The sequence below is a fragment of the Burkholderia perseverans genome, assembly GCF_022870505.1.
GTDB classification, from domain to species: domain Bacteria; phylum Pseudomonadota; class Gammaproteobacteria; order Burkholderiales; family Burkholderiaceae; genus Burkholderia; species Burkholderia plantarii.
The window spans coordinates 118,875-143,179 of the sequence record NZ_CP045093.1; the positions used below are offsets into that span (position 1 = coordinate 118,875).

Consider the following 24,305-nt stretch of genomic DNA (forward strand, 5'->3'; position numbering starts at 1 on the left):
GGCAACATGACGATTCTGGGCATCGAACAGATCACCTACGGCGTGGACGATCTCGACACCTGCCGCCGGTTCTTCTCCGACTGGGGCATGCGCGAGGTCGCGCACGAGGTTACGCCCGATGCGGGCCGGGCGCGCTTCGAAACGCTGAACGGCTGCACCGTGCTGGCGGTCCGCGCCGACGACCCGTCGCTGCCGCCGGCCTTCGAGCCCGGCCCGACGCTGCGCGAGGTGACCTGGGGCGTGGCGGACGCGGCCGCACTCGCGGTCTACCGCGAGCGCCTGGCCGGCACGCCGGGCTACTACGCGACCGACGCGGCCGTGGGCTGCATCGATCCGGCCGGCATGGCGGTGCGGGTGGAAGTCACGCGGCGGCGCGCCATCGACGTGCAGGGCTCGCCGTCCAACGTGTGGGGGCAGGCGCCGCGGCGCGTCGATACGCCGAGTCCGGTGTACGACCATGCCGAGCCGGTCGAGGTCGGGCACGTGGTGTTCTTCACCAACTGCCTCGCCGATCAGCAGCGCTTCTACGAGGAGCGGCTCGGCTTCGAGCTGTCGGACCGCTACCCGGAACGCGGCGCGTTCATGCGCTGCGCGCCGCACGGCGGCCATCACGACATCTTCCTGCTGGCCCTGCCGAACGGCAAGAAAGGCCTGAACCACGTGGCGTTCACCGTGCGCGACATCCACGAGGTGTTCGGCGGCGGGCTGCACATCAGCCGCTGCGGATGGACCACCCAGCTCGGGCCGGGGCGGCACCCGGTGTCGTCGGCCTACTTCTGGTACTTCAAGAATCCGGCCGGCGGGCTGATCGAGTACTACGCGGACGAGGACCAGCTGACGCCCGACTGGCAGCCGCGCGATTTCGAGCCCGGTCCGACCGTGTTCGCCGAGTGGGCCGTCGACGGCGGCCTCGACGGCCATACGCGTCGCCAGAAAAGCGCCGACGCGCCCGAAGGCGCGTTCATGACCGAACGCAAGTAAGCCTCCCTCCAGCTTCGCTGTCTCGGCACGCGCCCTGCCCGCAGGGCGCGCCGGCCGCGCTCGCGCGTGCCCGGGCGGAGCGACATCACCCACGACGCCACAAACGACACGCTACGACAGGCAGGCAGCCGGACATGAAAAGCTTAACGATCAACGCGCGGCTTGCCATCACGGTCGCGATCCTCGGGGTGATGGTGGTGCTGGTGGCCGCGATCGGGCTGGCGGGCATGACGCTCGGCGACCGCGCGCAGGACGAGGCGTACCGCCTGCATTTCCTGTCGGTGAACGCGCTGCGCAAGTCCGACGCGGCCATGTCGCGAGCGCGCTTCGGGCTGGACTGGGCGATCGCGAACCCGCAGTCGCCCGAACTGGGTGCCCAGCTCGAACGTTCCAGGCGGCTGTTCCAGGAGTCGGACCGCTGGTGGGCCGAATTCCGCGCGCTGCCGAAGACGCCGCGGCTCGAAACCTTGAGCGCCGATCTCGCCGTCAAGCGCGAGGCCGTGTTCAAGCAGGGTATCGACCAGCTGATGGAGGCGATCCGCGCCGGCAACACCGGCTGGATGGACGCGGCGCGCGCGAAGCAGCTGATCGGGCTCTATTCGGCGATGAACGCGAGCCAGGCCGCGATCGCCGACTATCTCGACGATCACGCGCTGCAGTCGAGCCGCCGTTCGAACGCGCTGTTCCGCGCGTTCCGGATCGTCAGCGCGGTGGTGCTGGTGCTGGCGCTGATCGTCACGATCGCGGGCTGGCGCTCGCTGCGGCGCGCGATCGTGGAGCCGCTGCGCTCGGCCATGGCGCAGTTCGCGTCGATTGCGCGCGGCGACCTGACCGCCACCATCGAGGCCCGTCGCGACGACGAGATGGGCGCGCTGCTGGCCGGCCTCGGCGCCATGCAGGGGCGGCTGCGCTCGACGCTGCGGCGCATCCGCAGCGGCGCGGACGCGCTGTCGCTGACCACCCAGGAGATCGCCAACGCCAATATCGACCTGTCGCAACGCACCGAGGAACAGGCTTCGTCGCTGGCGCAGACCGCCGCCGCGATGCAGGAGCTGGTCGAGACCGTGCATGGCAATGCCGCCAACGCCACCCAGGCGCGCACGCTGGCCGGCAACGCCACCGAGGCCAGCGTGCGCGCCGAGCAGTCGGCCGTGCGCGCGGCCGACACGATGCGCGAGATCCGCGCCAATTCCACGGCGATGATGGACATCATCGGCACCATCGAGTCGATCGCGTTCCAGACCAACATCCTCGCGCTGAACGCGGCCGTGGAAGCGGCACGGGCCGGCGAGCAGGGGCGCGGCTTCGCGGTGGTGGCGAGCGAGGTGCGCACGCTCGCGCAGCGCTCGGCGACCGCCGCGAAGGAAATCGCCGGCCTGATCTCGCAGTCGGACGCGCGCATCACCGCCGGCGCGGAACTCGTCGAGCAGAGCCACGTCTCGATGCAGGCGATCGTCGCCGCGACTTCGCAGGTCGATACGCTGATCGGCGAGATCGCGGCCGCCTCGCGCGAGCAGAGCCAGGGCATCGAGCAGGTCGGCGTGGCCGTCTCGCAGATGGACGAGGTCACGCAGCAGAACGCGGCGCTGGTCGAGCAGAACGCGGCGGCCGGCAGCGAGCTGGCCGAGCACGCGGGCGCGCTGCGGGCGCTGGTGGCCGATTTCCGGCTGTGAGGAAGGCCGGCGCCATGCCGGCTTGCGTGGTGTGCCCGCACGCGACGCGCGTGCGGGATTTCTGACGCTCGAGGCGGCGCCCGCCGGGCGCCGGCGCATTCGCCGGTGAACGTGCGGGTGCCCGCGCGCGAGTCCCTTCCCAAGCTTTTCAAATCACGCGCCCTGCGGATGCCGCCGGTTTTTTCCGGCCGAGGCGTCGGGTGTCGACTGGATTGCGGACACCTGTCTTTCTGCTTGCGGAAATATTGTGTAATATTCCGCCGCCATCTAAAATGGCGCGGCTCGTGCGCGGGGCAGGCCGCCGCGATTCACGACCGGAATCGCATGCCGTGACGGCCGACGCCGGGGAACTGTGTCGGTGATGTGTCGGACATGCATGAATAAAGCAGGCCGACCGGACCCTCGGCCGCGGATGACACGAGAGATCGATTGATTCAGTCATCCTGATTAATAAAACGACACGATATGAACAAGCGGATGACGATTACCCTGGCCTGCGTGGCGATGTTCGCGGGCTGCGGTGGCGGCGGGGATTCGGGCAGCACGGTGGTGAGCGGCGCCGATGCGGGCAGCAATGCAGGAAGCAATGCAGGAGGCGGACAGACGCAGTCGAGTTCGAGCTTCACCCAGATGTCGGGTACCCGGCTGGTCTGGCAGGGAACGCAGGCCGGCCCGGGTGTCGATTATGTCGGTGCGCAGAGGCTGCAGGCCAGTCTCGACGAACACGGCGTGGCGCTCGCATCGTGGCAGAACACCCAGACCATGCAGATCATGACGTCGGTAACCGGCCCCGGCGGGCAATGGTCCGCGGCCACGTCGCTGCCGGTGCCCACCCGCATGGAGCTTGGCTACTTGCAGCGTACCAATGCCGCCGGCCAACGTGTTCTGCTGGCCGCGAGAGGCGATGACGGCGCCAACGATTACCACAACGTCGCATTTTTCTATACGCCTTCGATCGGGTGGTCCGACGCGGTGCAGTTGAAGCGGGACCCGGTAGGCGGGTATCTCAGCAGATCGGATCTCACCGTCGCCGACGATGGCACCGCACTGCTTGCCGTGGAAGGCTACGACCTCAAAGGCGGCCTGACCAGCACCGCCGTGCCAGCCGAGTTGTATCGCCTGCGACCGGACGGAGCGCAAGCCACCGGGATCACGACGTTCCGGATCGACAATCAAGGCAAGCCCGACCCCTATGCCTTTACCCACGTGCAGGATGCCGCGTTCGTGATGCCGCGTCAGGATTCGCACGATTTTAAAAACCGGGGCTACTTCTTCTGGCGGGAGAGCGACTATTCCTCGGGAACTTCCGGCAACTATTTCCCGCTGGGCGTGGCCGGCGCGGAGGTGAGTCCGAGCGCCCTGTACACGAGCGAAGCGCGCGGCCTCGATATCCCCAATGTCGGCACCGTGAGCAGTGGTCGCTGCGGGGTCGAGGCGAAGGCATCGGACACGCGGAATGCGGCGGTCATTTGGGGCAAAGGGGACGGCATGGGGCGCTGCCAGCTGATGGCGACCCGGATCAGCGAGGACGGCGGCTGGCACACCCGCACCGACGCGCTCGGTTCGAGCGCGATCGCCCTCCAGCCCCCGAAACTGTTGATGGACGACGCGGGGAACGCCCTCGTGATCTGGGCCGTCACGAATGGCCAGGCATGGAGCTATTGGTGGAGTCAGTCGCTGGCGGGTGGTGGCTGGAGTGAGCCGGCCGATCTGTTGGCATCGCTTGGCGTGAATGGCCCGGGCGGGTTTCTGATTGACCTCGACGGCATCGAGATGAACGCGGCGGGCGAGGCCGTCGTCGCCTTCAGCACGACGGATTTGAAAGCTCCCGGGGTCATCATCAACTTGCTGTCCTATGCCCGCTTCAACTTCCAGGCCGGGTGGCAGCGGGGGGCGGTGATCGCCTCCGGCTGGACCGGGGGCACCTTCCAGGCCCAGTCGGTGGTGAATCGCAACGGCAAGGCGATGATCGTCTATATCGTCGCGCCGTGTGGTCTGCATCCGGACGGGAACGGACCGACCTGCGAGGCTTCATCGGTCTACGAATACACGCTCTGACCCGCGCGCGCCGTGATCGACGCGGCGCGACGCCATGGTATCCATCAACGGGAAGCGGCAGTGATCGTCGACGTCCGGAGCGCGTTCGTTTCGGACGGCTGCCGCAAGACGGGTTCGCGGGCCCTATCGTAAGCTGCGCGATACTGCGGGTTTCGAGTGGCTGGGCGAGATGCGGCCGGTATCCAAGCAGCGATCGACCTCGTCATTTGTGATAATATTTGTACACATAGCCTGTCTTTTGGCTGGTTACTGAACAAATATGTCAACTTTCGTATTGGCGCTTCCCGACGAAATATGTCGGGAATTGGGGCAACGGGTGCATGACCGTCGAGTGGGCATGAACCTGCCTGCCTCCGAACTGGCTGCCCGGATTGGCGTGTCGCATCGCACCGTCCTTCGCTTCGAGGCGACCGGGAAATGCACGCTGGATACCTTCGTGAAGATACTCGAGGCACTCGGTGCGATCGAGGATCTTCAGCCGGTTCTGGCGGCGCCCGTGCAATCTGTCGCTGAAATGCGCGAACGCGCCACGGCCGGCACGCGCAAGCGCGCCTATCGGAAGAGAACGAATCCGTGAAAGAACTCCGCGTGATCTATCGGGGGGGAAGCGAGCCGTTCGACCTCGCGATTCTGGCTGACGACGGCCGCAACGTCCTGTTCGAATATACGCCGCAGGCACTGGCCCGCCGTCTGGAGCTTTCCCCGATAAACCTTCGATTGCGGCCCCAGGCCTACCCCGACCGGCAGTATCAGTACGAGTCGATGCAGCGCGTACCGGGGCTGCTCCACGATGCGCTGCCTGACGCGTGGGGCTACCGTGTCATGGCGAGCCGGATGCGGGCTCACCACGTCGATTTCGCCACGACCAGCACCCTCGAGCGGCTGGCCTTTCTCGGCGAGCGCACGATGGGAGCATTGACGTTCGAGCCGGCCTCCGGGGATCCCGCGAACATCCAGGGGGCGTCGCTGGCCGAACTGATTGACGATTACCACGCGCTGATCACCGACGAGAGCCATATTCTCCTGCCGGAAATCGCCCAGGCCGGCGCGTCCCCGGGTGGCGCACGTCCGAAAGCGATGGTGTGGTACCGGGAATCCGACAGGCAGATGACGACGAGCGAGGCTGCACTGGCCGGCGCGGAGCCTTGGCTGGTGAAGTTTCCGGCCGACGGCGATGCCGACGACAGCTGCGCGCTGGAAGCGGCTTATGCCGAGATGGCTCAGGTGGCGGGACTTGGCTTCATGCCGTTCCAGTTCTTCGATCTCGGCAGTGTCAGTGCATTCGCAACGAAGCGGTTCGACCTGATCGCCAGCCAGCGTCTACACGTCCATACCCTGGCGGGATTGCTTCACGCGGATTTCAGGGTGCCCTCGGTCGGATACGGAATGTTTTTCCGGGCGACTCGGCAACTTTCCCGTGACGTCCGCGAAGTCGAGAACGCCGTCCGTATTTGCGTCTTCAACATCCTCATGAACAACCGCGACGATCACGCAAAGAACGTGTCCTTCATGATGGATGCCCAGGGGCAGTGGAAGCTGGCACCACCGTACGACCTGACGTACTGCCCGGGCTACCAGGGCGAGCACTTCATGGACGTCGCGGGAGAAGGCGGCAATCCCGGGCGGGACCACGTCGTTCATGCCGCTGGAGAGGGAGGGATCGCGCCGGCACGGGCCGAGCAACTTATCGACGAAATCCTTCAAAAGGCCGATTCGCAAGCATGGCGCCGGGCCGTCTCGAACTACCCGGTTCGGCCAGGAACTGCCCGCGATGTCGGGGTGCGCATCGAAGCGAATCGACGGATGCTGCAGAAGCGGAAGGCCTGACAGCGCCGGCTGCCTGCGCGTGGCAATAGCCCGTCGCCGCATCGGTTGGCGTCGTCTCCCTTATGAGGGATGAGATGGACGGCCTGACGACTTCCTTCATGGCGCGGCCTGGGGCGGCACACCGCTTCTCGTGGCACTGGCTCGCCACGGTTCGTGGGCGCACCGCTTTGCGCGACCTGTGTCCGGCGAAGCCGCGTGACGGGGGGACCGCCTGATCACCGCGCCAGCCTGCGCCACCGTCGTCCACAAACATGAGAAATCGACGGCGGCAACGGGCACAATGGTGGCCGGCGGCGCGGGTGCCACTCCGCCGCTCTGCACGCCATCCATTCCCACCCGCGAGGCGCCCGATGCGCCGCGACGGCGGCCGGACACGCTCGACCACGACGCGATCCGGCCCGCCCGCATGCATCACGGCACGCCCCGCCAAGCGCACGAACCGACCATGACTGCCTTTCGCGATTCGCTTGAACGCATTGCCTTCGACGCCGGCGCGGCGATCCTCGACGTGTACCGCGCCGGCCCCAACGTGGCTTACAAGGACGATCATTCGCCCGTGACCGAGGCCGACGAGCGCGCCGAGGCGATCATCGTGCGCGGGCTGGCCGCCGCGTTTCCCGGCATCCCGGTGGTGGCCGAGGAGGCGGCGGCGGCGGGGCGCGTGCCCGACGTCGGCGGCGGCCGGTTCTTCCTGGTCGATCCGCTGGACGGGACCAAGGAATTCATCGGCCGGCGCGACGACTTCACCGTCAACATCGCGCTGATCGAGCGGGGCGTGCCGGTGGCCGGCATCGTGCATGCGCCGGCGCTGCGCTGCGCCTACGTGGCTGTCGACGGCCATGCCGAGAAGCTCGTGCTGGGCGCGGACCAGACCATCGAGACACGCGAGCCGATCCACGCGCGCGCGCGCGGAGCGAGCCTGACGGCCGTGGTCAGCCGTTCCCACGGCAGCCCCGAAACCGAGGCGTTCCTCGCCGATCATGGCGTGACCGAGCAGGCGAGCGCCGGCTCGTCGCTGAAGTTCTGTCTGCTCGCGGAAGGCCGCGCGGACGTCTACCCGCGCTTCGGCCGGACCATGGAATGGGACACGGCGGCCGGCCATGCGGTGTTGAACGCGGCCGGCGGGGCGGTGGTGCGCGTGGACGGCGCCGCGCTCGGCTACGGCAAGACCAACCAGCCCGACGACAGCGATTTCGCCAATCCGCACTTCATCGCCTGGGCGGACCCGGCGTCCGTGGCGTCGCGCGCATGAGCGTGAGCCGGCCGCCGCGCCGCCGCCGATACGGCGCCGGCGCCCTGCGCGGGAACCCGCCGAACCGATCGGAGCCCGCATGGACCGCCTGACCTGCATCGGCATCTTCGTCGCCGCCGTGGACGAAGGCAGCCTGGCCGCCGCGGCGCGGCGCTTCGGATTGTCGGCCGCGATGGCGGGCAAGTACGTCAGCGCGATCGAGCATGAGCTGAACGCGCGGCTGCTCCAGCGCACCACGCGACGCCTGAGCCTGACCGACACCGGACGCGTGTACTACGAACGGTGCCGGCGCATCCTCGACGCGTGGGAGCAGGCCAACCGCGAGGCCAGCGACGCGCACGGCACGGCGCGCGGCCTGATTCGCCTCGCGGCGCCCGTCACGTTCGGCGCGATGCATCTTGGCGAGGTGCTGGCGCGCTACCTGGAGGCGCATCCGCACGTCAATCTCGAGGTGTCGCTGAGCGACCGCTACGTCGATCTGCTCGAAGCCGGCGTGGACCTCGCGATCCGGATCGGGCGGCTGCCCGACTCGGGGCTCGTCGCGCGCCGGCTCGCGCCGTGCCGGATGGTGATCTGCGCGGCACCGGCGTTCCTCGAACGCCACGGCACGCCGCGCAGCCCCGACGATCTGCGGCAGGCGCCGCGCCTGACGTTCAGCGAGGCGGTGTCGGTGGGCGACTGGACGCTGACCGACGCGGGGCAGCGCACGCACGTGATCGACGGGCCGTGCCGGCTGGCGGCCAACAACACGCAAATGCTGCTCGCCGCGGCCCGCGCCGGTGCCGGCGTGGCCTACGGGCCGAGCTTCGTGTTCGGCGAGCCGATCGCGCGCGGCGAACTCGTCGAACTGCTGCCGGACTTTCAGGCCGCCGAACTGACGATCCAGGCCGTGTTCCCGAGCGCGCGACAGATGCCGGCGCGCGTGCGCCACCTGCTCGACCATCTGGCCGGCGCGTTCGGCGAGGGCGGAACGCCACCATGGGATCGCGCCACGCCGGCGCGTCCGGCGCGTGCGTCGGTCAAGCGGCGGCGCTGAGCGGGCGGCTCATCGGGCCACGCCGAGCGGGTTCGAGATGCTCAGCTTCCATGCGCCGTCACCGTCGCGCCGCATCACCTGGGTGGCCGTGCCGCGGCTGTCCGTGCATCGCCCGTCGGGCAGCGTCACGCGCATCGTCCAGTCGAGCAGGACCAGCGCGACGTCGCCGCTCACCAGCGCGGGCCGCGCGCGGTTGCGGATCCGCGGGGCGCCGGCCTCCAGCAGCGCGGCGAACTGCTCGCGGATCGCATCGCGCCCGTGCGCGACGGTCCGGCCGTCGGCCATGCGCATGACCGCGTCGTCGCGGAACAGATCGAGCAGGCGGTCGAGATCGCCGGCATTGAACGCGGCGTCGAAGGCGACGGGGACTTGCTCGGGCGTCCGGCACGCGGCCGGATCACCGGGATCGCTGGAGTCGCCGGACGGTGCGAGCGCCTCGACGAACCGGCCGATCGCCGCCGCGACCTCGCGCGGCGCTTCGAGCGGCGACAGATGGCCGACGCCCGGCAGCACCTGTAGGCGCGCGCCGGGAATCCACGGAAGCAGCGCCTGGCGCAGCGCGTCCACCGGGTCGACGCGGTCGTGCTCGCCGACGATCACGCACACCGGCACGTCGATCGCCGCGACCTCGGCCGTCAAGTCCTCGCGCATCGCGGCGTTCGGCCAAGCCTCGCGGGCCGGCGCCGCGCCGCGCAGGCTGTCGGTGATCACCTGCTCGCGCAGCGCGGGCGCGAGGCGGGTGGCGGTGAGGACGTGGTCGAGCACCCACGCCACCGATTCGCGCGTGTCGTAGGCGGCCAGCAGCGCGGCGCGATCCGCGTCGGGCAGGTGCGTCGCCACGGGCGGCGACGGTGCCACCAGCACCAGGCCGCGCAATCCGCGCGGCCGGCGCGAGGCCAGCAGTTGCGCGACCTTGCCGCCCATCGAATGGCCGACGAGGACGAACGCGCGCAGGCCGAGCGCCCCGATCACGTCGGCCGCGTCGTCGGCCAGGTCGGCGATCGCATAGCCGTGCGCCGGCGCGGACGAATCACCCCAGCCGCGATGATCGGGGGCCACGGTGCGATACCGGGCCGACAGTTCGGCGGCCACCCCGCACCAGGTGCGTGACGAGCCGCCCCAATAATGCAGGAACACGAGCACCGGCTCGTCCCGTTCCTGCCCCTGCCCTTGCTCCTGTACGCGGACGTGGATCCGCGCGCCTCGGGTGGAAATGTCCATCGTGATGCTCCCTCGCTGCGTATGCGCCATGGCGCGTGACTGATGGAGGGATCTTAGGTTTCGCGACGCCGCCTGATAATGGCCGCGCCGCGATCGGCAGCCGATCATGCGGTGATCGAATCGCGGCGTCGGCCTGCCGGCTCGTTACAGCGCCGGCCGCAGCCCCCGCACCGGGCTCACGTCCTCGAGCAGCGCGGCGAGATGCAGGATCGTCGCCTCCGCCAGCCAGCTGCCCACCAGCTGCACGTTGATCGGCAAGCCATCACGGCTGGTGCCGAAGCGCATCGACAGGCCCGGCAGCCCCGTCAGGTTGAGCGGCACCGTGGCGCCCTGCAGGTAGGTCGCGTCGACGATCTGGCCGTTGATGGTGAACTCGGCCTCGCCGTGCCGGTGCGCCGGGATCGGCAGCACCGGCGTGAGCAGCGCGTCGTAGCGCGAAAAGTAATCGGCATAGCCGTCGCGCAGCCGTTCGGCCGCCTGCTCGGCCTCGATGTAGTCGCGCATCGACGTCTCCGGCGCGGCGAGCATGGTCTTCGCCATCAGGTAAAGCTCGTCGTCGCGGCGGCCGGCGGTGGCTTCCACGAACGCCGGCTTCATCTCCATCACGTGCAGGCGATTGAACACGTCGAGCGCGAAGTCGCGTTCGAGCGCGGGAATCCGCACCGGCTCCACGATGCAGCCGAGGCCTTCGAGCGCGGCGGCGGCGGCCTGCACGGTGGCGCCGACCTCGGCGTCGATCGGGCCGAAGCCGGGCTCGACCAGCCAGCCCACGCGCAGCGGGCGCCGCGGCACGCGGCCGGGCTCGAGGTCGGCGCCGGCCTGCGCGGTACTGGTGGCGAACGCATCCTGGCCATCGGCGCCGGCCAGTTGCGAGTAGGCGAGCGCGAGATCGCGCACGCTGCGCGCCATCGGCCCCACATGCCAGAAGCGGCGCGGCGCGCGCGGCCAGATGCCCGTCATCGGCACGCGGCCGTGGGTGGCCTTCAACGCGACGATGCCGGTTTGCGCCGCCGGCCCGCGCACGGAGATCGCCAGATCGGTGCCGAGCCCGAGCGGCGACATGCCGGCGGCGATGGCGGCCGATTCGCCGCCGCTCGACCCGCCCGGCGTGCGGTCGAGATTCCACGGGTTGTTCGAGCGGCCCGTGAGCAGGTTGTCGCTTTCGATCCAGTACGAGAACTCGGGCAGGTTCGTCTTGGCGAGCAGGATGGCGCCGGCCCGCTTCAGGCGCGCCACGCTGGTGGCGTCGGCGTCGGGCACGCGGCCCTGGAAGATCGGCGAGCCGCGCTGGGTCGCCACGCCGGCCGTGTCGATCGAATCCTTGGCGGTGAACGGCACGCCGTGCAGCGGGCCGAGCGCGCGGCCGGCCAGCACGGCCGCTTCCGCCGCGCGGGCGGCTTCGAGCGCGCCGTCGGCCACGGTGACGATCGCGTTCACGCGCGGGTCGACCGAGGCGATCCGGTCGAGATGCGCCTGCATGACCTCGACCGGCGAGACTTCGCGGGTGCGGATCAGTTCGGCCAGCCGGGTTGCGTCGTGATGGACGAGTTCCGAATTCATGGGTTGCCTCCTGGAGCAGGGACGAGCGTGGTGGGTCAAGGTTCGGGTTGGTGTTTAACTAACATTAGTTAGTTAATGGAAATCAAAAAAAACGACACCATGCGGCGCCGTGTTGCCAGCGTCGTTTTTATATACCTAACGTTTGTTAGTCGACACTCTAAGCACGATGGCACGTCGCGTCAACAGGCTTTTTTGGGGGGAAGTTGCCGCCGTGAAGCCGGCGGTCGGAAATATGCCAATGGCACGAAACATGACCATATACGTCATTTGAGCCTAAGCGGAACCGCGCCAGAATCCACTCACCGCATCACCACCTGACCCACAAACGGAGAGAAATCATGACGCAAACCCATCAAGGCACGGCACTGATCACGGGCGCTTCCTCGGGGATCGGCGCGGTCTACGCCGAACGGCTCGCCCGGCTCGGCTACGACCTGATCCTGGTTGCACGCAGCCGCGAGCGGCTCAACGACGCCGCGCGCCGCATCACCGACGCGACGCAGCGCAACGTGGAAATCCTCGCGGCCGATCTGAACGAGCGCGCGGGCCTCGCGGCCGTGGAAGAGCGGCTGCGAAGCGACGCGAGCATCACGCTGCTCGTCAACAACGCCGGCGTGGGCACGCACAAGCCGCTGCTCGACAGCGACGTCGACGACATGACGCGCATGATCGAGCTGAACGTCACCGCGCTCACGCGCCTGACCTACGCGGCCGTGCCGGGCTTCGTCGCGCGTGGCCGTGGCGCGCTGATCAACATCGCCTCGATCGTCGCGATCGCGCCGGAGACGCTGAACGGCGTGTACGGCGGCAGCAAGGCGTTCGTGCTCGCGCTGAGCCAGTCGCTGCATCACGAGCTGGCCGACAAGGGCGTGCGCGTGCAGGCGGTGCTGCCGGGCGCGACGGCCACCGATTTCTGGCGCACGGGCGGCCTGCCGGTCGAGCACCTGCCGAAGGAGATCGTGATGTCGGCCGACGCGATGGTCGATGCCGCGCTGGTCGGCTTCGAGCGCGGCGAACTGGTGACGATTCCGTCGCTGCATGCGGGCGAGGAATGGGATGCCTACGAGGCGGCGCGGCAGACGATGGCGCCGCACCTGTCGAGCGACGTGCCCGCGCCGCGCTACGCGGCGGCGCGCTGAGGCGGGGCGGCGGCAGGCTTTCTCCCATCAAGACGTATCGAAATCATCAAGGACAACTGATCATGAAACTGAGCGGAAACACCATCTTCATCACCGGCGGCACGTCGGGCATCGGGCGCGCGCTGGCCGAGGCGTTCCACCAGCGCGGCAACCAGGTGATCGTCGCGGGGCGCCGCCGTGCGCTGCTCGACGAGATCGCGCGGGCCAACCCCGGCATCGACACGGTGGAACTCGACATCGGCGATGCGGCCGGCATCCGGCGCGCGGCGCAGCGGGTGATCGAGCGCCATCCGTCGCTGAACGTCGTCATCAACAACGCCGGCATCATGCCGTTCGACGACGCGGCCGGCGCGCTCGACGACGAGCAGGCGGTGCGCCTCATCGACACCAACCTGCTCGGCACGGTGCGCGTGAGCGCGGCGTTCGTCGAGCACCTGAAGCGCCAGCCGGCGTCGTACCTGATCAACAACAGTTCGGTGCTGGCCTACGTGCCGCTCGCGCCGACCGCGCTGTATTCGGCGACCAAGGCGGCGATCCATTCGTACACGCTGTCGCAGCGTTTCGCGTTGCGCGATACGGGCGTGACGGTGCTCGAGATCGTGCCGCCGTGGGTGGATACCGACCTGGTCCGCAAGAGCGGCGACCCGCGCGCGATGCCGCTCGACGCGTTCATCGCCGAGCTGCTCGTGCGGCTGGAGACGGCCGAACACGAGGTGGTGGTGGAGGCGGCGCAGGCGTTCCGCGACAACGCCGGCCCGAACGAGCACGGGTTCGTCACGCAGTTCAACCAGGCGGTGGTCGAGAATCCGATTCCGGTGGCGTGAGCGGGACGGGGCGCGGCGGCGGATCGTGAAAGCCCGCACATGACATCGCCCGCGCCTCACCGCGCCCCGGCCGCATCCATCTCCTGAAACCGCTGGAACGCGCCGAGCAGACGCGCACGCAGCGCCGCCAGCGCCGGGTCACGGCGATCGCGCGGCCGGGCAACGTCAACCGGGAACGCATCCTCGACGCGCCCCGGGTTCGCGGCCAGCAGCAGCACGCGATCGCCGAGATACAGCGCCTCGTCCAGATCGTGCGTGACGACCACGGCCGCCATCGCGCGGCGCCGCACGACGTCGAGCAGCAGCGTCTGCAGCCGCATGCGCGTGAGCGCATCGACGGCGCTGAACGGCTCGTCGAGCAGCAGCAGGTCCGGCTCGCCGAACAGCCCGCGTGCGATCGCGGCGCGTTGCGCCATGCCGCCCGACAGCGCGGCCGGCAGCGCGCGCGCCGCGCCATCGAGCCCGACTTCGGCAAGCAGTTGCGCCACCTGCGGCGAGCGTCCGCCGCGCGCGCCGGCCGCGAAGCCGACGTTGTCGGCCACCGACAGCCACGGCAGCAGCCGCGGCTCCTGGAAGATCACGCCGATGCGCGCCGACGGCCCGTGCAGCGGCGCGCCGTCGAACCGGACGCTGCCGTGATGGTCGGCGTCGAGCCCGGCCACGATCCGCAGCAGGGTGCTCTTGCCGCAACCGCTCGGGCCGACCACGCAGACGATCTCGCCGCGCGCGACGCGCAGGCCCACGTCGGCCAGCACGACGCGATCGCCGTAGCGCTTGCGCGCCACGCGCGCGTCGAGCAGCGGCACCGCGCTCATCGGGCCGCCTTGCGCGCTGCGCCGTCGAAGCCGTCGCGCCAGTCGAGCCAGCGCGCCTCGACGCGGCGCATCGCGCCGTCGCTGAGCTTGCCGAGCAGCGCGAGCAGCAGGATCGCGCCGAACACGAGGTCCGGCCGCCCGGTCTCGCGTCCGTCGCTGAGCAGGAAGCCGAGCCCGCGCGTGGCCGCGATCAGCTCGGCGGCCACCATGAACATCCAGGCGAGGCTCAGGCCGGTGCGCAGGCCGGTGACGATCTGCGGCAGCGCGGCCGGCAGCAGGATCCGGCGGAACAGCGCGAACGGGCCGAGCCGGTAGACGGCGCCGAGTTCGACGAGCTTGCGGTCCACGCCGCGAATCCCGGCCACCACGGCTAGATGCACGGGGAAGAACGCGCCGATCGCGATCAGCGTGATCTTCGGCGCCTCGTCGATGCCGAGCCAGAGCAGCAGCACCGGCACCCAGGCCAGCGACGGGATCGCGCGCAGCGCCTGGAAGCTCGGTTCGAGCAGCGCGTCGATGCGGCGGCTCAGGCCCATCGCCGCGCCGATCGCGAGCGCGAGCCCGGAGCCGGCCGCGAAGCCGAGCGCCACGCGCAGCGTGCTCGCGCCGACGTGGCGCAGCAGGCGCGCGGCGCCCATCCGTTCGAGCGTGGCGAGGATCTCGCTCGGCGCGGGCACCAGGTGATCGGGCAGCCAGCCGGCGCGCACCGCGAGTTCCACCAGCGCGAGCGCCGCGAACGGCAGCGCGATGCCGGCCACGCGCCAGGCGCGCAGCGGGTCGCGACGTGCCGCATGTGCCGGCGCATCCGCACGGTCATGCAAAGATTCATGCAACGACCCGTGCGCCGAAGCCGCGAGCGCCCCATCGCGGGTGGTCGATTCGCGCATCGCCGCCGGCCCGCCGTCAGTGCGACGCCGCCACCAGCGGGCGCGCGAACGACGGATCGATCAGCGCGTCGACGATCTTCGCCGGATCGACGCCGGGCTTCACGAGCTGCTCGTCGGTCAGCACCGGCGCGGCGGCCTTCAGCGCGGCGCGCTGGGTATCGCCCGGCACCGGGTCGCTGAAGTCGTTGCGCTGCAATTGCAGCTTCGCGACCGGCAGCGACACCTTCGATTCGTCGGCGACGATCCGCGCGGTGTCGTCCGGATGCGCGACGATCCACAGCCGCGCCTTCTCGTACACCTTCAGCACGCGCGTGACGGCCTGCGGGTACTGGCTCGCGAACGCCTCGCGCACGTTCAGGAAGCCGTAGGTATTGAAGCCGACGTTGCGGTAGAGCAGGCGCGCGCCGTCGTCCACCTGCGCGGCGGCCATGTGCGGATCGAGCCCGGCCCAGGCGTCCACCTGGCCGTTGGCGAGCGCGGTGCGCCCGTCCGGATGCTGCAGGTTCACGAGTTCGACGTCGTCGCGCGTGAGGCCCACCGTGTGCAGCGCGCGCAGCGTGAACAGGAACGGGTCGGTGCCGCGCGTCGCGGCGATCTTCTTGCCCTTCAGCCCGGCAAGCGTGTGGATCGGCGAATCCTTGCGCACCACCAGCGCGGTCCATTCGGGCCGCGAGAACACGTAGACGGCGCGGATCGGGTTGCCGTTGGCACGGCCGAGCACGGTCGCGAGGCCGGCCGTCGAGCCGAAATCGACGGCGCCGCTGTTCAGGTATTCGAGCGCGCGATTGCTGCCGAGGCTCAGCACCCAGCGGATCGCCGTGTGGTCGGGCTTGAATGCATCGTCGAGCCAGCCGAAATGGCGGATCACGAGGCTTTCGGGCGAGTAATAGGCGTAGTCGACGCGAATCTCGGCGGGCGCGGCCGGTTCGGCCGCCTGCGCGGGGATCGGGACGAGGCCGGCGGCGGTGGCGAGCGCGGCGAGGCTCAGGGCCGCGTGACGTAGCACATGCAGCACGCGGGGCCAGGACAGCTTCATCGGTGGGTCTCCGGGGGGCGGCGTCGCGCCGCGAAATGATCGGGTGGACCTTTCAATCTACGCAACCGCACGCGATTCGCTAACCAACAAATCATCGATTGGAAAGCGCGCCGGCTGATAAGGGCGCGGCCCGGCAAGCTTCGCGGCGGCGCGGTATCGTGAGCGTTCCGCCAACCCACGCCGCGCGCGCGGCGATCGACCATGACCCGCAACCGACAACTGCATCTGGGCGCCTTCATGCGGCCGGTGAGCCTGCATACCGGCGCGTGGCGCCACCCCGATGCGTGGCCCGACGCGAACTTCAATCTCGCGCACCTGAAGCGCAGCGTGCAGACGCTGGAGCACGCGAAGTTCGACGCGTTCTTCATGGCCGACCATCTCGCGGTGCTGAACATGTCCCCGGCCGCGCTCAAGCGCAGCCATACGGCGACCTCGTTCGAGCCGCTCACGCTGCTGTCGGCGCTGGCGATGGCGACCGAGCGGATCGGGCTGGTCGCTACCGCCTCCACCACGTTCGACGCGCCGTACCACGTGGCGCGCCGCTTCGCCTCGCTCGATCACCTGAGCGGCGGCCGCGCGGGCTGGAATCTGGTGACGACGTCGAACCCCGATGCCGCGCTGAACTTCGGGCTCGACGAACACATGGAGCACGACGCGCGCTACCGCCGCGCGCGCGAGTTCTTCGACGTGGTGACGGGGCTGTGGGACAGCTGGACCGACGACGCGTTCGTGCGCGACGCCGCGAGCGGCCTGTACTTCGAGCCCGAGAAGCTGCACGTGCTCGGCCATCGCGGCGAGCACTTCTCGGTGCGCGGGCCGCTCAACATCGCGCGGCCCGTGCAGGGCTGGCCGGTGGTGGTGCAGGCGGGCTCGTCCGAGGCGGGCCGCCAGCTCGCGGCCGAGACCGCCGAGGCGGTGTTCACGGCGCAGCCGTCGCTGGCTGCGGGCCGGCGCTTCTATGCCGACGTGAAGGGCCGGCTCGACCGGCTCGGGCGGCCGCGCGAGCACCTGAAGATCCTGCCGGGCGCGTTCGTGGTGGTCGGCGATTCGGTGGACGAGGCGCGCGAGAAGCGCGCGTTCCTCGACACGCTGGTCCACGACGACAGCGGGTTCGCGTCGCTGTCGATCGCGCTCGGCCACGACGTGTCCGGCTTCGATCCGGACGGGCCGCTGCCTGCCGTGCCCGAGAGCAACGCGAGCCACACCTCGCGGCAGCGCGTGCTCGAGATGGCGGCCGAGGGGCTGACGGTGCGCGAGCTGGCGCGGCGCGTGGGCGGCTACTCGGGGCTGCAGTTCGTCGGCACGCCCGCGACGATTGCCGACGAGATGCAGCAGTGGCTCGAGGAAGAGGGCTCGGACGGCTTCAACGTGATGTTCCCGTACCTGCCGGGCGGCCTCGACGACGTCGCGCTGAAGGTCGTGCCCGAACTGCAGCGGCGCGGGATCTTCCGGCGCGAGTACGAAGGCACGACGCTGCGCGAGCATCTGGGGCTGCCGCGCCCCGACAACCGGTTCTTTGCGCGCTGAGGGCGCGGCGGGCGGCGGCGGATATAAAAAAAGACGGCGCAACCGGTATCGACCGACTGTGCCGTCCGGCGCCCTGCCGCGGCGTTCAGCGCTTGCGTCCGCGCCCGAGGAACGACGCCTGCGCGGCCGGTTCGTCGAACACGCGCACCGGCGGGATCGTGCCGCTGAACTTCTCCACTTCGCAGATCACGGTCTGCGCCGAAGTGGCCTGCGCGAGCTTCGAGGTCGCGATGCTGGTGGTCAGCACGTTGACGTCGCCGTAGCGGCATAGCGTGTTCGCGCGGCGCGGATCGGCCGGATCGTACCAGCCGCCCTCGCTGATCCGGATCACGCCGGGCATGATGTCGTCGGTCACGCGGATGCCGACCAGGATCTGGCCGCGATCGTTGTGGGCGCGCGCGATGTCGCCGCTCTTGAGGCCGCGCGCGGCGGCGTCCTTCGGATTCATCCAGCACGGCTCGCGCCCGCCCACCGCGTAGACCTCGCGCAGCGCGGTGCCGCACAGCTGCGAGTGCAGCCGGTAGTTCGGATGGATCGCCGCGACGTGCAGCGGAAAGCGCGCGTTCGGGCCGCCGAGCCGCTCGACCGGCTCCATCCAGGTCGGATGCGGCGGGCAGTCGTCGTAATGCATCTTCTCGATCGTCTTCGAGTAGATCTCGAACCTGCCCGACGCCGTGCCGAGCGCGTTGAGCAGCGGGTCCGCGCGGAAGTCGGCATAGGCGACGTAGTCGGTCGGCCCCTCGGCGAGCGGGAACGCGAGCGGCGCGTCGCTCTCCCAGAACACGTCGAACACCGGCATCTCCATGCCCTTGGCGCGCGCCACCAGCCGGCCTTTCTCGTAGAAGCTGCGGATCCAGTCCATCTCGGTCAGGCCTTCCGTGAACGCGTCGCGCCGGTCGATCTTCGCGCAGATGTCCGCGAAGATGTCGTAGTCGGAGCGCGCCTCGAAGAGCGGCTCGACCACCTTCTTCATCGGCACGATGTGGCTCAGCGCGAAGTCGCCCACCTGCTCGATGTCGTTGCGCTCGTAGGAGGTGGTGACGGGCAGCACGATGTCGGCGTGGCGCGCGCTGGCCGTCCACTGGAAATCGTGGACGATGAAGGTCTCGACCTTCTTCCACGCCTGCACCATCTCGTTGCGGTCCTGGTGATGCGCGAACGGATTGCCGCCCGCCCAGTAGACGAGCTTGACGTCCGGGTAGGTGACCTTGCCGCCGTTGTAGTCGATCGTCATGCCCGGGTTGCGCAGCATCTCCACCACGCGCGCGACCGGAATCGCCGGGCCCTGCTCGTCGAGGCAGTACGACGAGGTGTTGCCCGGGCTGCAGCCGGGCTTCAGCTCCTTGATCGTGCTGCCGTCGGTCATGCCGGGCAGGCTCGGCGAGGTGTGGGTGGGCACCCCGGCGTTGTAGTGGTAGGCGTGGCCGAAGCCGCCGCCCGGCAGGCCGATCTGGCCCAGCATCGCGGCGAGCGTGACGAGCATCCACGGCACCTGCTCGCCGTGGTGCTGGCGCTGCGTCGACCAGCCGAGCGCGAGCATGGTGCGGTGTTGGGCGAACGTGTGCGCGAGCTCGCGCAGCTTGGCCGGCTCGATGCCGCAGATCTTCGCGGCCCATTCCGGTGTTTTCGGCGTGCCGTCGGCGCGGCCCGTCAGGTAGGCCGCGAACGCATCGAAGCCGGTGGTGTAGCGCTTCAGGAACGCCGCGTCGTGCAGCTTCTCGGTGTAGAGCGCGTGGGCGATGCCGAGCATCATCGCGACGTCGGTCTGCGGGCGCGGCGCGATCCATTCGCCGTCGAGCAGCTTGCAGGTCTCGGTGCGCATCGGGTCGATGCAGATCACCTTGATGCCGGCCGCCTTCGCCGTCTTGATCAGGTCGAAGTAGTGGTGATCGGGCACGAGCCAGCCGATCTGGCAGGTATTGAGCGGGTTGCAGCCCCACAGCACCAGCACCTGCGTGTGCTTCGCGATCACCGGCCAGGTCGTGCATTGATCGACCACGCCGGCCGAGCCCACCACGTAGGGCAGCACGGCCGAGGCGGCGGCGTCCGAATAATTGCTGAGCGAACTGGTGAAGCCGCCGTACAGCTTGAGCATGCGCCAGAGCAGCACGCGGCAGCTGTGCAGCTTGCCGGTGCTTTTCCAGCCGTAGGAGCCCGCGTAGATCGCCGGGTTGCCGTGCGCCTTGCGCACGCGGTCGAGTTCGCCGGCCACCAGCGCGATCGCGCGCTCCCAGCTCACACGCACGAAATCGCCGGTGCCGCGGCCGTCCGGATCGGCGCCGGGGCCGTGTTCGAGCCAGGCGCGGCGCACCATCGGGTACTTGATGCGGGTCGGCGAATAAATCGAATCGCGCATGCCCTGCAGCATCGGGGTGGGATGCGGGTCGCCTTCCCACGGCGTGACGCGGTCGAAGCGGCCGTCGCGCACACGCGCGCGGAAGATGCCCCAGTGGCAGGCCGACAGCACCATGCGGTCCGGCACCCGGGCCTGCGCGCCGCGGCTGAACGGCGAGGCGCCGAGCGCGCCGAGCGCGGCCAGGGCGGAGGCGCTCCTGATGAAGGCGCGCCGGTCGAGAGTCGGGTGAGGCTTGGGCGTGACGGCAGACATCGGATACTCCTAGAAAGGGCGCTCGCCCGACGCGCCGTGCATCGTCGCGGCCGGCGGTAGGCATGAGAGGAAGGCGTCCAGCAGGGTGACGAGATCGCCGTAGGGGCCGGTGTCGTGGCGCGCCGCCAGCGCACGCGCGATATTCGGCACCCAGCCGCGCAGGCGCGCCGCCAGTTGATCGGCCAGCACGGGTTTTTGCTGGCGCAGCGCCTCGGCCAGCGCGGCGAGTTCGAGCCCGAGATGGTCGGGCGGCTCGCGGCAGGCGTCGTCCACCGCGACGTCGAGCTCACGCAGGATCGCCTGCATTTCCACGAACGGCGCGCGATGGAGGCCCGGGCCTTCGCCCGCGTGCGCGCTCTCGTAGAGCGGGATCGTGTCGGGGCCGGCCACGCCCTCGAACAGCCGCACGAAGCGATGACCCATGCGGGCCGCCGCGTGCTCGGGCGGCGGCTCGCGCAGGAAGCGCGAGAGCGCCGCGGCCGCGGCCGGCCGGCCAAGTGCGCTGCCGAGGTCGAGCAGGAAGCGGTGCAGCGTGTCGTTGCGATGGATCTCGATCGTCGCGACATCGAGCGGCGCCAGCAGCAGGCGGCCGAACCAGCCGGCCACGGCCGCCGCCGCCTCGCGTTCGTCGGTGCGGGCCGGCGGCCCGTTGGTGGCGGGCTTCATGGCTTTGTCTCCGCGGCCGGCGCCGTGTCCCGGGCATGGTTCTGCACGTAGCTGAGCAGCATGCGGTACTGGTCGTCGGTGAGCGACGTGTAGCGGCGCATGCCGCCGAGCGTGCCGACCCACTGGTTGGCCGAGAACTGCTGCGGCTGCGGCAGCGAGTGGCAGGCCGCGCAGGTGCCGTTCAGCAGCGCCGACGAGTAGTGCCAGAGATTCGCGAGGCTGGTGTTGAGATCGGCGCCGTCGATCCAGGCCGTGAGCTTGACCGGCGTCCATTCGGTGCCGGTGTCCGCGTCGGCCTGGGCGGCGCCGCGTTCGAGGCCGGCCGTGGCCGTGTCGTCGAGCAGCGCGGACATGATCCGCTTGCCGCGGCGGGCGTAGATCACCGAGGTCACGCCGGCCGGCTGCCAGCCGTCCAGCTCGACCTGCAGCGTGTTGCCGTCGCGCTTGAGTACGTGCAGCGCGGCCGCGGCCAGCAGCTTGCCGTGGCTGCCGTCCGGGCGGCCGACCGCCGCCGTCTCGGTGAAGAGCGGCTTGGTGGCCGTCACGTAGAGCGTGTCGGCGCGGGCGACGTCGGCCTGAGGCGAGGCCGGCAGCGGCGAAGCGTCGTGCCGGATCGGGATCATCACCACCTTGTCGGTGCGGTTCGGCTCGGGCTGGCCCGGGGCCGGGCGGTCCACGCCCGGGATCGTCTTCAGGTAGGTGGCCATCGCCCAGAGGTCGCGCGTGGGCAGCTGCCGCGTGTTCTGCACGACCTCGGCCATGTCGCCGCCGGCCGTCTTGCCGAGCGGGCTGACGCCTGTCTTCAGGTAGTTGACGATCGAGGCGGGGGCCCAGAAGTCGATGCCGGTGTCGCTCTGCGTGATGTTCGGGAAATAGCCCTTGCCGTCCGGCGCCGGGCCGCCGGCGAAGCGCTGGCCGCGCTCGATCACGCCCATCACGTTGCGCGGCGAATGGCATTCGGCGCAGTGGGCCGGGCCTTCCACCAGATAGCGGCCGCGCGCCACCAGCTGGTCGTGGATCGAGGGCGTGCTGCCGAGCACCGGCGGCGTGCCGGGCGCGGGGCCGCCGCCGTCGAGCGGTTTGCCGTCGAGGAACACCAGCCGCCAGATGCCCACGCCGCGCCGCAGGTTGTACGGGAACGCGAGCTGGTGGTCGGGTGCCTTGCCCGGCACCGGCGGCAGCGTCTTCAGGTAGGCGAACAGGTCGCGAACGTCGTCGGCGCTCAGGCGCTGGTAGGAGGTGTAGGGGAACGCCGGGTAGAGGTTCCGGCCGTCGGGGCCGACGCCCTCGCGCACCGCGCGCGTGAATTGCGCCAGCGTCCAGCGGCCGATCCCGTCGCGGCGATCGGGCGAGATGTTCGGCATGGTGAACTTGCCGAACGCGGTGTCGAGCGCCTTGCCGCCGCCGAGCATCAGCAGGTTGTGGCGAGCCGGGCTCGCGTGGCAGGTCGCGCAGTCGGCGGCCACGAAGATCTCGCGGCCGTTGACGAGATTGGCCGGGCCGGGGCTCGCGACGTTGCGCGTCGGATGCGTCAGCGACCACAGCCACGGCGAGCTGAGCAGCAGGAAACCGCCCGCGCCGAGCACGACGGCGGCCGCGATGCCGATGAAGAGGCGCTTGCGTGAGCGCGATGAAGGTCTTGATGCCGGCATGTGGGTTCCCCTCGGTTTGCTGCTGATCCTTTGGTAGGTCGACAGCTATGAAACACCCGTGAGGATCGGGCCGGATTGACTCGGGTCAAGCGGTACGGCGTGGGGAGGAGGGGCGAATTCGGGTTTGATGCGTAAAGGCGGGCGGGCTTGCGATGGCGTAATGAGGTGGGGGATTTTCAGGAGCACGAAGCGTGGGCGTTGCGCGATCGCAAGGTGCGGGGGGAGGGTTTGCGTGGGGTGGCCTGGGAGTGGCGCCGCTGGTTGGCGCCGACGCGCTCGCGCCGCTCAAGGAAGGTATGCTGTTTTTGGGAAGTTGATCGTCTGGACGTCGGCGGATTTCGCCTGCGAGGCCGCCGCTGCCGTCGCCAGCAGTGTCAGCGACAGGATGCGGAAAAGGGATGGACGAGCGATCATGGCGGTGAGCGGTGCGAGCGAGCGGGCCGACGGTGATGGGCCTCTCACCATCGATCGAAAAACAGGTTTTCAGGCCTTTCCATGGAGGAGGATGCCATGCGTATGGCAGCGGCTTTTGCGGTTCTGTTCATTGCGCTCGCCGGGCACGACGCGGCCAGCGCGCAGTCCCGCTTGCCGAAAGACGGGCCGACGCTCTGCGACGACGGCGAGGACGTGTACTTCAGTTGCCCGCTGGAGAACGGAAAGACCGTTTCGGTCTGTGCAGGCGGCAACACGCGCCCCGATCGCGGTTACGTGCAGTACCGATACGGCAGCCGCGGCGACGCGTTCGCGATCCCCGGCGAGCGCGTTCCGCCCGCGAGGGCGGTCGGCATCACCGACGTTTCCGAAGGAAGCATCCGCGGCCTGCATCTGAAATTTTCCAGAGGCCCGTACACCTATGTCGTGTCCTCGGTTGCGCCGGGCGGCGTCCACGTCGTGAAGAACGGGCGCGTGGTGTTCGACAAGGCGTGCGGCGCCTCGCAATACAAGAGCTTCGCCAACCGGGTGTTCGACGGCATCAACCAGGCGCCGCCGACGAAGGCCGACCGGTATTGAGCCTCGTCTTCGGCGTTCAGCTTCCGTCGAAGCTGTCGAGCCCGGATTTCTCGCCCGGCTTGATGCCGAAGTCGGCATCGTTGCTGATGGGCGTGAAGCCGTTGTCGAACTCGCAGGTCTTGGTCGCGACGGACTTGCCGTTGCGGAACACGCCGATTTCGGGCGGCTGCACCGCGTTGGAGACGACGTAGGTGTAGGCGCCGTTGCTGAATGTCAGGTGCTTGCCGATGCCGTCGCGGAAGTGATTGACGGTGAGGATGTGGAACGTGTCGCCGGGCGCGACCTTCGAGGCCGGAAACCGGAACGCCGAGGCCGCGTCGTGGCCGTAGCGATACTGGACGTAGCCGGCGTCGGCGGCGGTGTTGTCCTTGGCGCAGACCGAGGCGTAGTCCCTGGTGTGCTCGATCTTGCAGGAGAAGTAGATCGTCTCGTCGCTGCCGCACAGCGAGCGCGGCCTGAGGTCGGCGGCATGGGCGCTCTGTGCGACAGCGCAGGCGGCCAGCACGGCCGCGGTCATCGGGAAATTCACGCG

The 24,305-nt window shown here is 69.5% G+C and carries 20 protein-coding genes; 11 read left to right on the plus strand and 9 right to left on the minus strand.

Annotated features, from left to right (window positions below; translation table 11 throughout):
• The first annotated feature begins 6 nt into the window (after positions 1–6).
• From BpN12_RS00565 to BpN12_RS00595, 7 genes are all read left to right on the plus strand, one after another.
• The gene (locus BpN12_RS00565; RefSeq protein WP_246793353.1) at positions 7–981 is read left to right on the plus strand and encodes a VOC family protein; all 975 of its coding nucleotides are present in this window, start codon (positions 7–9) and stop codon (positions 979–981) included.
• Positions 982–1,115: 134 nt separating this feature from the next.
• Positions 1,116–2,654, plus strand: coding sequence for a methyl-accepting chemotaxis protein (locus tag BpN12_RS00570; RefSeq protein ID WP_246793354.1), 1,539 nt, complete (start codon positions 1,116–1,118; stop codon positions 2,652–2,654).
• Between the two features lie 477 nt (positions 2,655–3,131).
• Positions 3,132–4,712: a hypothetical protein gene (locus BpN12_RS00575; RefSeq protein ID WP_246793355.1), complete on the plus strand. Its 1,581-nt coding sequence runs from the start codon at positions 3,132–3,134 to the stop codon at positions 4,710–4,712.
• 337 nt (positions 4,713–5,049) lie between these two features.
• On the plus strand, positions 5,050–5,289 hold the full coding sequence (locus BpN12_RS00580) for a helix-turn-helix domain-containing protein (protein ID WP_246793356.1): 240 nt from the start codon (positions 5,050–5,052) through the stop codon (positions 5,287–5,289).
• Positions 5,286–6,539 (plus strand): type II toxin-antitoxin system HipA family toxin, encoded by a 1,254-nt coding sequence (locus tag BpN12_RS00585; RefSeq protein WP_246793357.1) that lies wholly within the window; start codon positions 5,286–5,288, stop codon positions 6,537–6,539. The genes BpN12_RS00580 and BpN12_RS00585 overlap by 4 nt, the downstream gene beginning before the upstream one ends.
• A gap of 445 nt (positions 6,540–6,984) precedes the next feature.
• Complete coding sequence (cysQ, locus tag BpN12_RS00590) at positions 6,985–7,791, plus strand: 3'(2'),5'-bisphosphate nucleotidase CysQ (protein ID WP_246793358.1); 807 nt, start codon at positions 6,985–6,987, stop codon at positions 7,789–7,791.
• A gap of 79 nt (positions 7,792–7,870) precedes the next feature.
• Positions 7,871–8,827, plus strand: coding sequence for a LysR family transcriptional regulator (locus tag BpN12_RS00595; protein WP_246793359.1), 957 nt, complete (start codon positions 7,871–7,873; stop codon positions 8,825–8,827).
• A 9-nt stretch (positions 8,828–8,836) separates the two neighbouring features.
• Here the strand turns inward: BpN12_RS00595 and BpN12_RS00600 are convergent, their stop codons facing one another.
• Positions 8,837–10,156 (minus strand): alpha/beta fold hydrolase, encoded by a 1,320-nt coding sequence (locus tag BpN12_RS00600; RefSeq protein ID WP_246793360.1) that lies wholly within the window; start codon positions 10,154–10,156, stop codon positions 8,837–8,839.
• A gap of 36 nt (positions 10,157–10,192) precedes the next feature.
• Entirely contained in the window at positions 10,193–11,608 is a 1,416-nt protein-coding gene (locus BpN12_RS00605) for an amidase (protein WP_246793361.1), read from the minus strand.
• Positions 11,609–11,946: 338 nt separating this feature from the next.
• On the opposite strand from BpN12_RS00605, the gene BpN12_RS00610 reads away from it, so the two are divergent.
• Both BpN12_RS00610 and BpN12_RS00615 read left to right on the plus strand, forming a co-directional pair.
• Positions 11,947–12,747 (plus strand): SDR family NAD(P)-dependent oxidoreductase, encoded by an 801-nt coding sequence (locus BpN12_RS00610; protein ID WP_246793362.1) that lies wholly within the window; start codon positions 11,947–11,949, stop codon positions 12,745–12,747.
• 62 nt (positions 12,748–12,809) lie between these two features.
• Positions 12,810–13,571 (plus strand): SDR family oxidoreductase, encoded by a 762-nt coding sequence (locus tag BpN12_RS00615; RefSeq protein ID WP_246793363.1) that lies wholly within the window; start codon positions 12,810–12,812, stop codon positions 13,569–13,571.
• Between the two features lie 56 nt (positions 13,572–13,627).
• On the opposite strand, the gene BpN12_RS00620 is transcribed toward BpN12_RS00615, so the two are convergent.
• Genes BpN12_RS00620 through BpN12_RS00630 form a run of 3 tightly spaced genes read right to left on the minus strand, consistent with a single transcriptional unit; the run spans position 13,628 to position 16,309 of the window.
• A complete protein-coding gene (locus BpN12_RS00620; RefSeq protein ID WP_246793364.1) occupies positions 13,628–14,386 on the minus strand; it encodes an ABC transporter ATP-binding protein in 759 nt (252 codons plus the stop codon).
• Positions 14,383–15,273, minus strand: a complete 891-nt coding sequence (locus BpN12_RS00625) for an ABC transporter permease (protein ID WP_246793365.1) — start codon at positions 15,271–15,273, stop codon at positions 14,383–14,385. The genes BpN12_RS00620 and BpN12_RS00625 overlap by 4 nt, the downstream gene beginning before the upstream one ends.
• 16 nt (positions 15,274–15,289) lie before the next feature.
• Positions 15,290–16,309: an aliphatic sulfonate ABC transporter substrate-binding protein gene (locus tag BpN12_RS00630; RefSeq protein ID WP_246793366.1), complete on the minus strand. Its 1,020-nt coding sequence runs from the start codon at positions 16,307–16,309 to the stop codon at positions 15,290–15,292.
• A 201-nt stretch (positions 16,310–16,510) separates the two neighbouring features.
• On the opposite strand from BpN12_RS00630, the gene BpN12_RS00635 reads away from it, so the two are divergent.
• On the plus strand, positions 16,511–17,836 hold the full coding sequence (locus BpN12_RS00635; protein WP_246793367.1) for an LLM class flavin-dependent oxidoreductase: 1,326 nt from the start codon (positions 16,511–16,513) through the stop codon (positions 17,834–17,836).
• Positions 17,837–17,921: 85 nt separating this feature from the next.
• Here the strand turns inward: BpN12_RS00635 and torA are convergent, their stop codons facing one another.
• The 3 genes from torA to BpN12_RS00650 are packed head-to-tail and all read right to left on the minus strand — an operon-like array spanning position 17,922 to position 22,762.
• Positions 17,922–20,444 (minus strand): trimethylamine-N-oxide reductase TorA, encoded by a 2,523-nt coding sequence (gene torA / locus BpN12_RS00640; RefSeq protein WP_246793368.1) that lies wholly within the window; start codon positions 20,442–20,444, stop codon positions 17,922–17,924.
• A gap of 9 nt (positions 20,445–20,453) precedes the next feature.
• On the minus strand, positions 20,454–21,110 hold the full coding sequence (locus tag BpN12_RS00645; RefSeq protein WP_246793369.1) for a TorD/DmsD family molecular chaperone: 657 nt from the start codon (positions 21,108–21,110) through the stop codon (positions 20,454–20,456).
• Entirely contained in the window at positions 21,107–22,762 is a 1,656-nt protein-coding gene (locus tag BpN12_RS00650; RefSeq protein ID WP_246793370.1) for a c-type cytochrome, read from the minus strand. Before BpN12_RS00650 ends, BpN12_RS00645 begins: the two co-directional genes overlap by 4 nt.
• Positions 22,763–23,272: 510 nt before the next feature.
• Between BpN12_RS00650 and BpN12_RS00655 the strand changes: the two genes are divergently transcribed.
• Complete coding sequence (locus BpN12_RS00655; protein WP_246793371.1) at positions 23,273–23,773, plus strand: hypothetical protein; 501 nt, start codon at positions 23,273–23,275, stop codon at positions 23,771–23,773.
• Between the two features lie 16 nt (positions 23,774–23,789).
• Here BpN12_RS00655 and BpN12_RS00660 read toward each other — a convergent pair whose 3' ends face one another.
• On the minus strand, positions 23,790–24,302 hold the full coding sequence (locus tag BpN12_RS00660; RefSeq protein WP_246793372.1) for a hypothetical protein: 513 nt from the start codon (positions 24,300–24,302) through the stop codon (positions 23,790–23,792).
• Between the last annotated feature and the right edge of the window lie 3 nt (positions 24,303–24,305).